Annotated in this window: 13 protein-coding genes and 1 pseudogene; 6 read left to right on the forward strand and 8 right to left on the reverse strand. The window is 53.4% G+C overall.

Annotated elements, in window-relative coordinates; all coding sequences use genetic code 11:
• Positions 1 to 337: 337 nt before the first annotated feature.
• Both QEZ52_RS20745 and QEZ52_RS20750 read left to right on the forward strand, forming a co-directional pair.
• A complete protein-coding gene (locus QEZ52_RS20745) occupies positions 338 to 1,459 on the forward strand; it encodes a hypothetical protein (protein ID WP_343211918.1) in 1,122 nt (373 codons plus the stop codon).
• Between the two features lie 81 nt (positions 1,460 to 1,540).
• Positions 1,541 to 2,156: pseudogene (locus QEZ52_RS20750) on the forward strand (transposase).
• Here the strand turns inward: QEZ52_RS20750 and QEZ52_RS20755 are convergent.
• Complete coding sequence (locus tag QEZ52_RS20755; protein WP_406651251.1) at positions 2,145 to 3,113, reverse strand: helix-turn-helix domain-containing protein; 969 nt, start codon at positions 3,111 to 3,113, stop codon at positions 2,145 to 2,147. The pseudogene QEZ52_RS20750 and the gene QEZ52_RS20755 sit on opposite strands and share 12 nt — an antisense overlap.
• Positions 3,114 to 3,282: 169 nt before the next feature.
• On the opposite strand from QEZ52_RS20755, the gene QEZ52_RS20760 reads away from it, so the two are divergent.
• Both QEZ52_RS20760 and QEZ52_RS20765 read left to right on the forward strand, forming a co-directional pair.
• Positions 3,283 to 4,956 (forward strand): alkaline phosphatase family protein, encoded by a 1,674-nt coding sequence (locus tag QEZ52_RS20760; protein WP_343211920.1) that lies wholly within the window; start codon positions 3,283 to 3,285, stop codon positions 4,954 to 4,956.
• A gap of 84 nt (positions 4,957 to 5,040) precedes the next feature.
• Entirely contained in the window at positions 5,041 to 6,588 is a 1,548-nt protein-coding gene (locus tag QEZ52_RS20765) for a DUF1214 domain-containing protein (RefSeq protein ID WP_343211921.1), read from the forward strand.
• 74 nt (positions 6,589 to 6,662) lie between these two features.
• Here QEZ52_RS20765 and QEZ52_RS20770 read toward each other — a convergent pair whose 3' ends face one another.
• Positions 6,663 to 7,373 (reverse strand): IS6 family transposase, encoded by a 711-nt coding sequence (locus QEZ52_RS20770; protein ID WP_343211922.1) that lies wholly within the window; start codon positions 7,371 to 7,373, stop codon positions 6,663 to 6,665.
• A 42-nt stretch (positions 7,374 to 7,415) separates the two neighbouring features.
• On the opposite strand from QEZ52_RS20770, the gene QEZ52_RS20775 reads away from it, so the two are divergent.
• Positions 7,416 to 7,709: an alpha/beta hydrolase gene (locus QEZ52_RS20775; RefSeq protein ID WP_343211923.1), complete on the forward strand. Its 294-nt coding sequence runs from the start codon at positions 7,416 to 7,418 to the stop codon at positions 7,707 to 7,709.
• 19 nt (positions 7,710 to 7,728) lie between these two features.
• Entirely contained in the window at positions 7,729 to 8,073 is a 345-nt protein-coding gene (locus tag QEZ52_RS20780; protein WP_343211924.1) for an aminotransferase class III-fold pyridoxal phosphate-dependent enzyme, read from the forward strand.
• A 409-nt stretch (positions 8,074 to 8,482) separates the two neighbouring features.
• On the opposite strand, the gene QEZ52_RS20785 is transcribed toward QEZ52_RS20780, so the two are convergent.
• The 6 genes from QEZ52_RS20785 to QEZ52_RS20810 form a co-directional block, all read right to left on the reverse strand.
• Entirely contained in the window at positions 8,483 to 9,526 is a 1,044-nt protein-coding gene (locus QEZ52_RS20785; RefSeq protein WP_343211925.1) for a hypothetical protein, read from the reverse strand.
• Positions 9,527 to 9,692: 166 nt separating this feature from the next.
• The gene (locus tag QEZ52_RS20790) at positions 9,693 to 10,346 is read right to left on the reverse strand and encodes a DUF3299 domain-containing protein (protein WP_343212023.1); all 654 of its coding nucleotides are present in this window, start codon (positions 10,344 to 10,346) and stop codon (positions 9,693 to 9,695) included.
• Positions 10,347 to 10,361: 15 nt separating this feature from the next.
• Positions 10,362 to 11,804: an ABC transporter permease gene (locus tag QEZ52_RS20795; RefSeq protein WP_343211926.1), complete on the reverse strand. Its 1,443-nt coding sequence runs from the start codon at positions 11,802 to 11,804 to the stop codon at positions 10,362 to 10,364.
• Positions 11,804 to 12,490: an ABC transporter ATP-binding protein gene (locus QEZ52_RS20800; RefSeq protein WP_343211927.1), complete on the reverse strand. Its 687-nt coding sequence runs from the start codon at positions 12,488 to 12,490 to the stop codon at positions 11,804 to 11,806. The genes QEZ52_RS20795 and QEZ52_RS20800 overlap by 1 nt, the downstream gene beginning before the upstream one ends.
• Positions 12,491 to 12,720: 230 nt before the next feature.
• Positions 12,721 to 13,935, reverse strand: a complete 1,215-nt coding sequence (locus QEZ52_RS20805; protein ID WP_343211928.1) for a biotin/lipoyl-binding protein — start codon at positions 13,933 to 13,935, stop codon at positions 12,721 to 12,723.
• On the reverse strand, positions 13,932 to 14,288 hold the full coding sequence (locus QEZ52_RS20810) for a hypothetical protein (protein WP_343211929.1): 357 nt from the start codon (positions 14,286 to 14,288) through the stop codon (positions 13,932 to 13,934). The genes QEZ52_RS20805 and QEZ52_RS20810 overlap by 4 nt, the downstream gene beginning before the upstream one ends.
• Positions 14,289 to 14,993: the final 705 nt, after the last annotated feature.

The raw sequence follows: 14,993 nt of genomic DNA on the forward strand, positions 1-14,993 counted from the left end.
CCGCTGGTGCCATCCAGCTAACGCTTACGTTTATTGAAACGCTAAACCATTGAAATAATTGAAGCTGAGCTATTGCCATTTCGTGCTACGTCACAATTCACGAGATGAATCCCTCGCGGGGCTTGTGCAGCAGAGCCATTCACACAGTTTGGTACGCTGGCTGGATAGTTGTGTCTGGAGGGCCGAGCATGCTTCGCCTTGTTGAAAATTTGCACCAAAGTCTTCGAATTTTCCTACCCTAACTAGGCAGATTGAAAACCTATTCTAAGTGTCGCCAAATGACACTTATTGGAACCATGTTTTTGATAGTGTGCCGAAAAGTGATGGGGAGCGTTTTATGAGGGACAAAGTACTAAAGGGTCTCATATCCAAAATCCTTCTCTTGAGCTTGTTCGCGCTGGCGAGCCAGGAAGTACAAGCCAACGACCATGAAGTGTCCCTAGGGGCGGAAACTACGCTGGCCTGGTATGGGCAGCTCCACTTTGCAAACCAAAGGTTTGATGATGGTGCTGTGACAACGTCCACACTAGTAGATGTTAGCAGCGCAAACAGCCGGTTTGGATTTTACCTACGAGGACAATCGCCCGTTTCGTTTCAATTCGAAACCGGCTTGGGTTTCCGTCCATCAACCAAGACCAGCCAAACCAACACTCCTGAATTCTGGAACTGGAGCAAAAAGGATCTTCGCCAAGTTCAGTTTATCTACAAGAGTGGTGTTGGCACAATTCGTTTTGGCCAAGGGAGCATGTCCAATGATGGTGAGGCCGAACTTGACTTGGCTGGAACTGCAATTGTTGCCAAGTCAAACCTAAAAGAACTGTACGGCTCATACATGCTTCGCGATAGCACCGGCAAGCTGACGGCGGTGGATATCGGAAGCGCCTTTGACAATTTCGACAACGGTCGGCGGTTTAGAGTTAGGTATGATTCCAACACGATTTCCGGGTTTTCGGTTGCTGCCGCGTACGGAATCGAAGTTTTGACATCTGGAGTGGATGACCGATTTTATGATTTCTCACTGAACTACGCAAATCGCTTTAACCGTTTGGAAATCGAAGCAACACTTGGAACGGCCTATACTGATTTGGCCGCGGGAGGCACTTTGCGAGAAACAGTAGGATCAGTTTCGATGTTCGATCACCAAACAGGTCTAAACGCGACATTTGCAATGGGCCAAGATCATTCTGGTGCAGGGCAATACCTATGGTCAAAGCTGGGTTGGAATGCGGATTTGATGGCTGCGGGCACCACAAAACTGGCTTTGGAGGGTTTTTGGGGGAGCGATTATGTATCAGCCAACTCGCAATCGCGGATGTGGGGGGTCTCACTAATCCAAAACTTTGACCAGCATCGAATTGAAGCCTACGCCGGATACAAGCGGTTTTCTTACGATGACACCGGGCCAACAGCCTACATGGATGCGGATGCATGGCAGATTGGAGCCCGATGGCGGTTTTGACTTGTTGTGGTTTCGCGAGGCTTTGTTGCACAAATAGTACGAGGGATTCACTGCCTGAGTCCAGCATGATAGCTGGGAGGTATGAGCAGTTGGGCCCCTACGAAGTACAAGACCAAGAACTGGTCTTCGTACAATACAGCGCTGAAGCAACGCGGATCGTTGTCAATCTGGTTTGATCCCGAGATGACTTGGACACCTCCGCCGAGCGGCAAACGCGGGCGGCAGCCTCAGTTGGTGACGCGCCGATGCTGCCGGAATTACTCGCCCAAATCCCGCGCGATCAGGTCATAGGATCGGTCACTGCTGACGGGGCCTATGACACCTGCAAATGTCACGACGCGATTGCCGCTCGTGGCGCACATGCCGTCATTCCGCCTCGAAAGAACGCCAAGCCTTGGAAGCCAACAAGTGCCGGGGCGATTGCCCGGAACGAAGCCGTCAATGCCGCACGGTACTTGGGCCGGGCCATCTGGCGACGATGGAGCGGATACCACCGACGAAGCCGTGTCGAGGCCAAACCTCTCGGGATCATGCTTCGCATCACCCTGCCGGTCAGTGGATGCACTGAGTGAAGCTGTTGGGGCAAAGCCTCATGGCGAAAAACTTCGACCGCCAGGGCGCTGAGATCCAGGTCCGGGTTGCCATCCTCAACCGCTACACCGCTCTTGGCATACCTGTCACAGATTCAATTGTTTGACTGTTTCGCATATCGGCCTGGCGGAATTCCAGTTTCGTTTTTGAACGCCCGGGTGAAATTCTGTGGATTGTCATATCCAAGATCTATGGCAACTTGTTGCACGGTCAATTGCTTTTCCCGCAAGAGTTCCTTTGCTCTGACAATTTTGACCCGACGAGAAACAGATCGAAAATTTACCCCCTCGGTCATTAGATAACGCTGAAGAGATCGCTCCCCTATATCGAGCGCCCTGGCCGTTCGCTCCAGAGAAATCCCCTGAGTATCGAAATGTTGCTGCAAGACAGCCGTGACTGTTTCTACATAGGTTTGAGGGATACATGGCAGATACTGTCGCTTTAAATCTGCGAGTGTGACCGGAGACTGCGCTCGCGGTTTTGCAGTTGTTTTCAAGTCCGCAATTCGAAAACAGATTTCTAAAGTCTGGGTATTCCAATGTACTGGGCAACCGAATGTGATTTCCGCATCATCGGGAACACTTACCTCGGGAAAGTCGCAGTTAATGCTCATCGGACGCCAGTTGTTCCCAAGGAAATTCCGGAAAATACTAAGCACTGAACCAAGCGCGGAAAAGGCAATATCGGGATAGGTAGAATGCTGTCGTAACCCGAATTTGTACCCATAGTACGCGTTTTGTCCTTCAAACCGAAAAGTTGTTCGGTCGGTAGAAGAGTGAAGCGGCATAGCCTTGTTTGCCCGCGTCAATGCCTCTCCTAGAGTGGCAGCAGAAAGAACGTATTTTCCCCAATTTCCGTAGTCGAGCACAGTCAAACTTGGTGACCACATCAGTCCAATGTTCTTCGCCCCGACCTCCCGTCCAATCTCGGCGATGAAGTTTGCAAGTGATACTTCGGGCAGATAGTCCGCATTTTCTTCGACAAATTCGTGAGACAATGAGGCGGCGGTATAGGCCTTGTCCAATGCCCGAGCACCGAGGTTTTCACGGACAAAATCAGGCATCGCTCCCAGCGCTAGAGTAGAGATCATCGGGGGTAGGGACAAATTCAGTCTCCAAATCGAAAGCTGTCGCCAAATGACACGAAAATTCAGCACGACTGTGAAATAAATTGCAAGATGGTTTCATGTTTTTGATCCAAGTTCCGTTGCAGGCTACTAGAGGAGAATTGCAATGCGTTTCTGGTTACCCTTTGTGTTTGGAGCGCTTGCAGCCCCTGCTGTGGCGCAAGAAACGCCCAAACTTGTGCTGCAACTGACCGTTGATCAGCTTCGTGGCGATTTGATTCATCGCTATAGCAAGGGCATGGGCAAAGATGGCTTCTTTCGCCTGATTTCCAGTGGCGTTCACTATGCTGACGCCCATCACCGCCACGCGAATACGGAAACCATCGTCGGCCACACGACACTGGCAACCGGGGCCGACCCTTCGGTGCACGGTATGGTGGCCAATCTTTGGTTTGATCGTGTGACCGGACAGCAGTTCTATAACGTACAAGATGCCGATTACCCGCTTGTTGGTGCCAGCGGCGTTGACAAGGACAGCGAGATCGACCCGACGCAACGTGCAGCCACGACCGATGGCCGGTCACCGCGCTCGATCATCACCTCGACCATCAGCGACGAAATCGCGCTGCATTACGGACCAGAAACCAAGATTTTTGGCGTGTCGGTCAAGGACCGCGGCGCGATCTCGATGGCCGGGCATGCAGGGCAGGCCTATTGGTTTTCGAAATCCGACTATGGGTTTGTTACCTCGACTTACTATCGAGAGGATTACCCAGAATGGGTTGAGGAGTGGAATGCTTCGGGCAAGGTGCGGGCTTATGAACTTCTGGATTGGAATTTACTGCTCCCTGAAGAAAACTATCTGTTCGCTGATCGTGATAATCAAGAATGGGAAACAATCATGGCTGGATTCGGTCGTGCTTTCCCGCATTCCTTCGGCCCCTCCGACGGAGATTACTACACGACGTTGCTAACTATTAGCCCGGCAGGTGATGCGCTGACGCTGGATTTTGCCAAGGCCCTGATCGAAGCGGAAGATATCGGGCAGGATGATGTGCCCGACTATCTGGCGGTCAGCCTGTCTTCGACGGACTACGTGGGCCATATCTTTGGACCGTCCAGCCTTGAATCCGAAGATAATCTAAAACAACTCGACAAGGAGCTGGGCGCTTTCCTGAACTATGTCGATGAAAAGATCGGCCTGGATAATGTGCTGATCGTCTTGTCTGCGGATCATGGCGGATCGGAAACGCCGGGCACATTGGCCGAGATCGGGATTGAGGCGGAGTATTTCGACTTCAACACGATTGACAAGGAACCCGGCTTTGACCGGCTGAAGGAGCAGTTTGGCGTTTCCAAGGAACTGATCGCCAACTTCTCACAACCCTATCTGTACCTGAACAAGGAGCTGATCAGAGAGCGCGGGTTGAATGAGCTGGAAGTGGAGCGTGCCGTCGCTGAAGAGCTGGTCAAGATCCGCGGGATTGCCTTTGCAGTCGGCGCAACCGAACTGCGCAATGGTCTGGTCGGCGATACTCTGGTGAACAGGGCGGTCGAGGCGAATTTCCACCCGGATCGGTCCGGCGATATTTATATCGTTTTTGAACCGCACTGGTTCGTGGCCGATCTGGACGGGCTGATTGTTGCAGGTTCACACGGCGCGCCATGGCCGTATGACTCCTATGTCCCAATCATCGTCTCTGGCCCGGATATCGAGGCGAAGCGGGTGAACCGCCGGGTGGAAACCGTCGATCTTGCCCCTACCATTGCTGCATATCTGGGCATCAAAGCCCCAACAGGGGCTGACGGTAACGTGCTGCACGAGGTGTTCGAAGACTGAAGAGTACGAAGCGAATGCTCGCCATTTTGCTGAGATCGGAGCGGTCTGTCAAAAATCGGTCTGTTATTTTGAATAATCCAAAACATGGAGAAAAATATGCCTAATTCAATGAAGTATCTGCTTGGTTCAACTGCATTCACGATTTCGCTCATTGTTGGGTCCGCAATGGCGACCACGCCGACCGGTCCTGGCTTTAACGATACAGGCGATATTCTCGCGCGTTCTGCCGAACACACTGACATCGAGTATGACATCATGGTGCAACGGGCGACACAGGCAGCGATCCATTACATGCCAGCAGTTGCTCAAGTAGATTTCATTAAGGCAACCGTGCGGGCGGGCGGGAACTACGACACGGTTAATTTTGTCACCAGACCCTTTGGGTCCGAGAAAGGTTTTCTAACCGCGAACGATACGACCGCGTATGCGTGGGGGTCGATCTCGGCCAAGGATGGCCCGATGGTTGTCGAGGTCCCTCCGATGAGCGACAAAATTGATTATTTTGGCTCGTTCATCTCGGCCTGGCATGTCCCGATGGTCGATGTTGGCTCGAAAGGTGCCGACGAAGGCAATGGTGGCAAGTATCTGTTCATTCCACCGGAATACGACAATGAGTTTGGAACAGCCGCTGAGCTGGAGGAGCAGGGTTATATTATTGTGCCCAATTTCGACACGCATGACGCGTCGTTTTCCTTCCGCCCCACGCTGCTGAATGGCGCAACCCATGCGGAAGCAGGGGAACATGCCAAAGGCATTAAAATCTATTCGCTGGAAGAAGCAGTAAGTGGTGAGATTGAGCCGACGCATTATCTGGATGCGACCGAGCTCGATTACGATTGTCTGCCCTATTACAACATGACTTTCATCGAAGACATCAATGATGTGGTTCAGAACAACCCGGTGCGAGAGAAAGACCGCGCGATCTACTCGATGCTTCAAAGTATTGGCATCAAAAAAGACGAACCATTCGAACCCACTGAAATGCAAAAGAAAGCGGCACTTGAAGGTCTTGAGCTCGCCTATTCCTATATGCAGAAGAAATTCGTGACCGAAGGTGAAACGGTTGCTCCGCTATGGGTGAAAGATGGCGAGAAACTATCTGAATGGTCCTTCTGGAACTTTGGCCCACAAGCGAAACTGGGTTTCCCGTTTGAAGATGGTGAAGAGATCCTGATCGACAAACGCGCGGCGTCCTATTTCTATGTCACCTTCCTGCCCAACAAACTGGGTGGCGCGACCTTCTACCTGACCGGTCTGCGTGATTCAGATGGCAACATGCTGAACGGGGAAGACACTTATAAGCTCAACGTTCCGGCCGATGTACCTGCCAAGGATTTCTGGTCCGCCATCGTCTACAATATGGAAACCAAGAACTTTAACCGCGGCGTTGACCGGGTTGGTGCCTCGACCAAAGATCTGGACAACATGGTCAAGAATGACGACGGCTCTGTCGACCTGTACTACGCGCCCAATCTGGACGAGGTCCCGGACGGTTATGAAGCCAACTGGGTAACCACGGAAAGCGCGACAGACGCAAACGACTGGTTCTTCCTGTTCCGTCTGTATCGTCTGGAATCTGCAGATTGGTTCAAAACCTGGATGCTTGGAGATGTGGAGAATATTTCCAAGTAAGAAATCAGGAAAGCCCGCCGAACGGCATTGCCAAGTTGTCTGATGCTGGGCGCGGTTAGCCGGCAGCCGGGTCGTTAGGCAGTCATCTCAAGGGCGTATCCGTGCCCCAGGTCAAAAGCGTCCGATCTGGTCTGGCGGTAGATGTTGGTTGGCATTCGGTAGCGGCGGGGGCGGAAAACGATATTGATTTGGTCGTGGGCGGCGAGGAACCTTTGAGCCTGGCGCGGGGACTTGAACCGACCCATAAGCTTCTCGCGTTTACGGGTCGGCCGGTGCAACCCTTCGATGCGATTGTTCAAGCCCTTGTGTGCCCTGTGGTCCGCGTTTGGGGTTAGGTCACAGATCGGCTTGATATAACTGCGCAACTTGTCCGTGATCACAACGCGCGGATCGCCGAAACGGGCCATCAGCCGCTTCATGAAACGCCTTGCCGCTTTGGCGTTTCGCCGCGGTTGGACGAGAATGTCCAAAACGTCGCCGTTCGCGTCAACCGCCCGCCAGAGCCAGTATTTCACGCCTCCGATCGGCACGACAACTTCATCAAGGTGCCATTTGTCGGCCGCTGCCGGGCGGTCTCGTCTGACACAATCCGCAAAGTGGCCTCCAAACCGGTTCACCCAGAGCCGGATCGTTTCGCGGCTGACAATGACGCCACGCTCTGCCAACAGGTCTTCGACATCCGACGTACTCAGCGCAAATCGATGATACGCCCAAACCGCGTATGCGATAATCTCGCGCGGAAAACGGAAGCCTTTCAGGCGTGGCATATCGGATGGTATTTTCATCCTCGCTGCCTAATCGAAAACGACACCCCGAACAACTTGGCAATGCCTTTTCGCTCATTTTACATTCCAGATAACGCTGATCTGACCAGCCCCGATCTGTCGCCGATTTACGGATCTTTCGATGATCAGTTCCCTCCGGTCTTCGTCACCAGCGGAACGCGGGATTATCTGTTGAGTGGCTGTGTGCGTTTGGACCGGCTAATGAGAGAATCCGGAGCCACTTGCAACTTGAGAGTTTGGGAAGGCATGTGGCATGTGTTCGAGTTCTATCCAAGCATTCCTGAGGCCGAGGCATCAATAACGGAAGTTGCGGAATTTCTGGTCGGAAAGTTCTGAGGAACCAAGGCAACGAGACATGGTGGTTTCTATGCAGGTTTTTGTCTTACCATGGCCCAGCGTTGGGTGCAGCAACCCGGTGTCCTGTGCTGCGGGCAGGGCGGTTCTCGACGTGATCGAAAACGAAAACCTGATCGAGAACGCTGCAGAAGTCGGCACATATGCCAAGAAACGCCTCAAGAAATTGGCAAAAAAGCACAACTTCATAGGCGATGTCCGGGGCGCGGGCCTTTTCTTTGGAGCCGAGATCATCAAACCAACAGGCAAACTGGCTGCGGACAAGAAACTGGCCAAGCGGGCCACAAACCTGATGCGGGAGAACGGTGTTGGCATGGGATTGCTGGGGCGTAAGGAAAACCTTTAAAATCCGACCACCAATGCCATTTTCAAAGACGAATACCGATCACCTCCTTGAAGTCATGGAGCACGTCCTAAGTCGCCTTTGACAGAGTTGCTGTACCGGAAATTCAGTATCCGTGGTCGGCCTGGAAACTCCGCCTAATCTGACCCGTGATGCGCCCCCGATGTCAGTCTGTGCTGATTTCCATCGCCGCAGTGTCAGCCCGAACCAGGCATCGGGGCGGGCTTTGCAAGTGCGGTCAGCTGATCGTCGACCATCGCCATTTACTCAGCGAGGAGCGCGCGTGCACGAAGCATGACGGAAAACCGGATGCCGTGGTTTATGGCCGGCGAAATCAAACACCCAACTTCGATCAGCAGGTGCAAAGAGGATCTCCAATTGCCTAAACCCCCTCCAACTATTGGATCTGGCGCTACGGCTGCGTTTTGAACTCCTGTGCGTATATTACGTATTGCGATGCGTCCTGCCTGTCGGCCATCTCAAATACGGTCCCTTCTTCGAGCAATGTTTTCAGCACTGGCGCAAGCGACCAGTTTCCTCTCGCGCCGAATTGGCGTGCCGCTGCTCCGGCCAGTCTTGGGTCAAGCCAAAGAGAGCTGTTAATCGCCTGCATGACGGACGTTTCCATCTCAGAACTTGTCGAGCCGCCATGAAGAGCGACCGCTTCGATCAGCAATTCGCGCGATAGCAGCGAATGGTTTGAATTCGTCAGGTGTTTGGCCGCAATGGACGCTACGGCTTCAGGGCCAACAAGTTCGATCAACGCAGTGGCATAGGCCCCCAGATAGATCCCTTCGGATCGGACGTTGTTTTCGACACCCGCTTCTAACAGGTCACGAAATTGCAGATCGTCGCTCATACCAAGAAGCAGGATACGTATTGCCTTGAAGTCGGCCTCGTTGGGTTCGTCCAGCCGGGCCTGCAGCCGCCGGGTTTCAATTGCAAGGTTGAGGCTGCGCAAAGTGGCATAGTCTGCCTGATCCAGTTCGCGCAGAGCCATTTTGTGGATGCGATCATCCGGGTGGTTGAGAAGGGTCGCGAAATAGCGGAACCGATCCATTTGGCTACCGATTTCCCAAGCGGGCAGCTGTTCCATAATGGTGCTCAGGACAGGAGCCATCGTGGCATCAACCAGAGCAAGACGCTGCCAGGGTCCATAGTCTCCGTCCCGCGCAAAAAGAACTGCTGTTTGGGCATCCATCGCAAAGCGGTGGCGGGTAACGCTGTCAACAAGAAAGGGAATTTCGGATGACCCAAGATTACCTTCCAAGGCTTCAATTGCTTCGAACCGAAAAGGATTGTTCGGTGCCGAACGGGCAAGAACAATTTCGTCGCTTCCAAGCAACCGATCAACCAATGTCGGTTGCGGCGCATAATTGTGAAATCCGCAAGGCGTGGCAGAATTGGGAACTATCAGGCCAACAGCCAATAAGAAGGAAACAGTGATTTTGTTCATGAAACATTTATGCGTGAAGGCCGGGAGCATTTGAACTCCAATTTTCTCTGTTCAGGTTGCAGCAGCAGTTCCTCCCGTCGCCCGTTTGAAAAAAGGCAGAATTCCGCTCTTCAAACGTCCTGCGCAGCGGTCTTCCGCCGCTGGTCGGCTGGGTAACCGTCGATCGCTACTTATAGATATCCACCGACATGGCTTCTACGAAATAGGTCGTTTCGATGTCAGCTTGCCCGTCCACCAGATGCAGCGCATTCGAGTGGCTTTGGGCGCGCATTTCGCCGCTGATCCAAACTGGTTTGTACAGCTCGTCCACATCAAAGCCCTCGTCATAGCGCACAAAAACCATCTGGTTTGCAGGAGGCGGAGGTGTGTGGATACAGGCACCGACAGTCGGAACGAGCAGAAATTCGATTGTTTTCTGATCGACCATTTCCAAGGGCAACAAATACCCCGGCAACCGCACGACTTTTCCAATCAGATCAACATTTGGCTCGGTTGCGGCCAATTTGCGCTGATTCATCACAATGTCGCGCTGTTTGAACAACTGGTCAGGATCCAGTCCCTGAGACGCGAGTTTTTCCCGGATCACTGCGGCCCTGGCTGGCGTGGTGTCACTTTCTTCAGCGGGCTTCAAAATCTCGATGCGATACAACTCAGCAAGATCGCTGATCTGGCTGTACTCCAGCTCTGCAAAAGGATCATGGTAGGGCCGTTCTTCGGGCAGCAGGTCCACCCAGGTGATTTCGAGCGGCTCAGACGCTCCGGCAGGATGCGCAATGGTAAATGCAAGAGTAGCTGCAAGAGCAAGCGCCAGTGTTTTCATCACTTCCATCTCTCCTTAAAGCCGCAATGACAGCCCGTCTGCCAAAGTCATCCGGTAAACTCGAAATGCCGGAATAGCGCCAGCAACCAGACCAGAGCAGAAAACAAACGCTATGAGAAGGGCCTCACGAAAACTTGGCAGCCCAAAGCCGACCTTAAGCCCGAAATTCGCCATCAGAACTGGGTTGGCCGCCATCATGACTGTGGTCAGCAGGATGTAGCCAAGGATAACCCCCGTCAATAACAGAAGCACCGCCTCGAGCATTATCAGTGTAAAGATCGCGCGAGGTGTCGCCCCAACCGAGCGCAGAATGGCGAATTCACGCCGTCGTGCATCAAGCGTTGCTGACAGCATCACCACCATACCAATAACCCCCGCCAGCGCCACCGCGCCTGCCATCAGACGCAAGGCCGTTTCAGCGGTGCCCGTTATTGACCAAAGTTGGAGCAGCGCGACATTGGGCAGGACCGCCGTCAGCGCATCGCCGCGATATTCGGAAAGCTGGCGTTGGACTGATAGAATTGCGGTCTTGCTCTTGAGCCCCGCAAAAATCGCATTGATTGTGGCGGGCTCGTGCCCGTGATCATCGTGCCCCTGTTCATCGTGGGCGGCATGTGCGTTGGCGTCGTGTGACTCCTCGTTCCCACTATCGTCATGTTCACTGTGATCTGCCTCAGCCACGTGATCTGTGTGTGCAGCGTGATCGCCTTCTGCGGCGTGCCCTGTCTCGTGTTCGTGTTCTTCGTGTTCATCCTGTAACAGCAGCTGCTCATCACCGTCATCAGATCCTCCCAATTTCGCGAAGGGGTCGGCGTTTTCGGGCACTGCGTCTTCGTGCAAAGCGTCAAAGCCTTTGAGCGACACAAAGACCATTCGATCAACGGCAGTTCCGGTCACTGCCAGGACGCCGCTGATCGTGAATGGTGCTTCGTCGTGAATATCGAATGACACCTCTCCGGATCCGTGGGCATTTACGATTTCAGTTCCAGGACCATAACCAAAAGCCCGCGCAACATCGGCCCCAACGACGGCACCCATCGAAGTGTCAAAGGCACGCCCCTGTGCAAAGGTCAAAGATTGTCCACCACTGTAGCGAAAGCGTTCAAAATAAGCCTCGGAAGTGCCCACGACCGGATAGCCACGGTGGGAATCGCCCATCATGAGCGGCACCGTCCAGTCGATGCCGGGCATGTTCTCAACCATTTCGTAGCTTTCCCAGCTGAGGCCCGTTCCGGTCGAGCCAACGCCAAAAACAGTCGCCATCAGGATTTGCACGTCATTGCCGCGTGCGGCCACGATCAGGTCCACGCCTGAAACCGAGTTTGCAAAGCCGGCGCGTGCCTCGGTACGCAGCCTTTCAACACCAAGGATCAGCGCAACGCTAAGCGCGATGCTCAGGATGGTCAAAGCGGCAACAAACCGTCGGTTGAGCAAGCTTTTCAAGCAGAGATCAAGCATCACTTTGCTCCACCATTCAGCGCGTCCAATTCCACCGTTCGGTCGAAATGCGTTTCAAGGGTTCTATCGTGACTGACAAACAGCAGGCTTGATCCAGATTGATTACACTCCTTTAACAGAAGTTCGACAAATACATCCTTTGCCTCTTCGTCCAGCGCTGATGTTGGCTCATCAGCCAAAACGATTTCTGGTGATCCGATCAAAGCTCTGGCTGCCGCAACCCTTTGCTGTTGACCAATGCTCAGCGCGCTGGCCGGGCCATTCAGTGTCTTGGAGTCAGTCAACCCCAATTCACCCAACAACCGAGACGCGGCTTTTTGGGGTTCGGCCAATATGTTTTCCCGCCGCCGGGCAGAAAAGCGACAGGGCAGCAAAACGTTGTCAATCGCACTGAGCCAGGGCAGCAGATTGAACACCTGAAAGATTATTCCCATGTGATCGACACGAAAACGATCACGATCACTGCCCGACAATTCCCCTACATCCGTTCCTGAAACGAGAACCGATGCGCTGGGAACGTCAATGACCCCGGCAATCGCCGAAAGCAAAGTCGACTTTCCGCTCCCGCTAGGGCCACGTAACATGACTTTCTCGCCGGTGCTCAGTTCGAACTTGTCAATATCGAGTATTGGTTTCGCTTCGCCCGGCCAGCGATACTGTAATGAATTAATTGCAATGGGTGTCATAGGGATAAGTAGATAAAGCGGTTTCTCACTGTGTCTAGTGCTCCAGTCGCAAAACGGCTTTTCTGGCAACCTCTCTCAGTGTGCGAGTATTTTGAGGGACACTGCCCTCCCCTGCCCTTACAGGCCATAGGTGCCAAGGTTCCGTATCGCCCACACCCAAAATCAGGCCTGCGCCGAAATGTCCGGATGAAAGCAGGTCGCTTCCAGCCGGACATCTTGTCAAAGCAGGATCAATGGCCTCCCCCTGTGAGCCCGATACCGGATGCCAGAGCGACCCAGACCTTGATGCGCAACAAAATCGCCTTGAGCGCCCCCAATGCTTCGATCACATGGGCCAGAACACTTCCCTCCAGCGGGCCGGTTACATGCGTTGTATAGGCTTGCACCATACAGCCACTGCCATCGATCAAGAGCTCGGTATGCTCTGGATGTACAAGTTTGAAGTGCGCAACAATCTCGCCCCGCTGAGCCCGCTCTGAAGTTTCCATGAGATACCCGGTCGGCTTGATCTGACCTGCAGCAATGACCTCTTGCAAGCGAACCAACCTGGCAGGCAGCACTGTATTGCGCATACTGGCGTTGAAATTGCTGTCACACGCGATTTCAGCGGCCATTCCTTCGTACAGAACTGCGCTGGCCACTTGGGAAAATCCTGCTGCAACCTCCGACGTCGGATCAGCCCTGTCGTCCGGCACAATCACCATCGCGGCGCTCAGTGCGGTTTGCCCGGCACGCGCGCCAACGTTCAACGTCAATTGTTCAACCGTCCCGTCGACCACGGCATAAACCCGGGTTTTCGCCAGCTCAGCCTGCGCCTGTTCCAGCATGGATTCAGCTGTTTCAAGTTGCGCAGGCAATACTGACGTCACCCTGAGGCTCGCCGACTCAAGCTGTGTCCGGGCGGCTTCGACTTCGGACAGACGCGCCAACCGCGTGTTCTGAGCCCGTTCGAATTCATTCTCTCTGAAGGCCGCAGAATTGCGGTCCTTCAGGGCAGTTTGATCCGCCAACGACAATTCAATCTGGGCAAGCCCGGCTTCAGCGCCCTTTAGAACAGCCTGCGCCGTTCGCACTTCGACCTCGCCGGCTTCGATGGCGTTCTGCAGCTCAACCACTTGGTGTTCGGCAACATCCACTGCAGCCTGCTCACTGGTGTTTTCGACAGTGAAAAGCAGATCCCCCGTGGCAACATGATCGCCAGGTTTGACCAGCACCTGCGTGACCGTACCACCATTTTCGGCAACCACCGGCACAATCCTGAACGGAACCAAACCGGTGTAGGATTTGGGGTAATAATAGAAAACCGTAAAGAATAGGGCGACGGCAATGACGAACCACAAGAATACAGCCCGATGCACATTATAGAGCGTGACAGGAATCCCGCGCCAGCGCAGATACATGATCCGGATCACCAACGGGAATGAGGTGAGTATGAGTTCGATCATTCTGAGACCTCTTCGTGCTGGTGGTCGTGGGCGTGTTCATGCTCTGGTTTCAACCAGACCATCAAATCCCTTGCCAACGCTGCCGAAATCAGCGCAAGCGGCAGCAGGACGCTAAAGTGGGACAAAGGTGGCAGCACCTCGTATGCCAGCGCCACAGTCAGCAATGTCGGAATCGTCGTCTTGAGCGGCGTCATTTCCGACTTGTGCTCCGCGTGTTGATCAAACCTTGCATATAGGTGGATCACCAGAAAAACGATCAGGAACACAAATGCCAATGCAACAAAGGCAAAAGTGTCCGTTTCTCCCGGTGCCGTCCACCAACCAGGCCCCGCTCCATGGGTTTCAGTTGCCATTTCTTGGTCCCTTTCCTGAAAACTTGGTCAGATCGAAAGTACTATTAGCCATAAGATGTGCCAGGCGCTGAATACATACCAACAATTTTTCTACCTTCCCAAATGTTGATTTCGGTCGGTGCCCATCCGATCTTGCGAACACCAATCGTTCTTGTACGTCGGTTTTTCCATGAGGGTAAAATACCCTTTGCCGACATCAGCGAATAAACATCCATCAATTGTGGCCTCGGGTGAACACCCAACGCTTGGTCCTGTCAGTGCGAGCATAACAGCAGAAGCACAAGGATTGTGACCCCGATTTTGGAGTTTTTTTGACATCTTTCAGTCGATTGCCCCACGCGACTGGGACATTTTCATGACGCCCGGCAGACGTCCACCCTGGGTCAGGCAGGGCACACACACGGTTTCGCTATCCCAAAGGATCCAATTTCACCCCGGGCCCCCAAATCAAGATGCAACAAGGCTGTTTTCGAGACGCATTCTTTGATGACCTCGCGTAAGGGAAATATGCTGGAAAATCGTTCAAATCCGCCTCTGACAGCACCGCAATGCCCACACCGGAATTCCTTTCCCTGATTGGTGCCAAACACGCGATCTGCAATATTTTGTGGGACATCTTGCGGCTGTCTGACTCGCAACGCTTGTAGAATTTGGCGCGCCCCGGTGTATTTCGATGCACAAAAAGGCGGCTTGAAATTCAATAAA

It is taken from the genome of Aliisedimentitalea scapharcae, assembly GCF_045277565.1.
Lineage (GTDB): Bacteria > Pseudomonadota > Alphaproteobacteria > Rhodobacterales > Rhodobacteraceae > Aliisedimentitalea > Aliisedimentitalea scapharcae.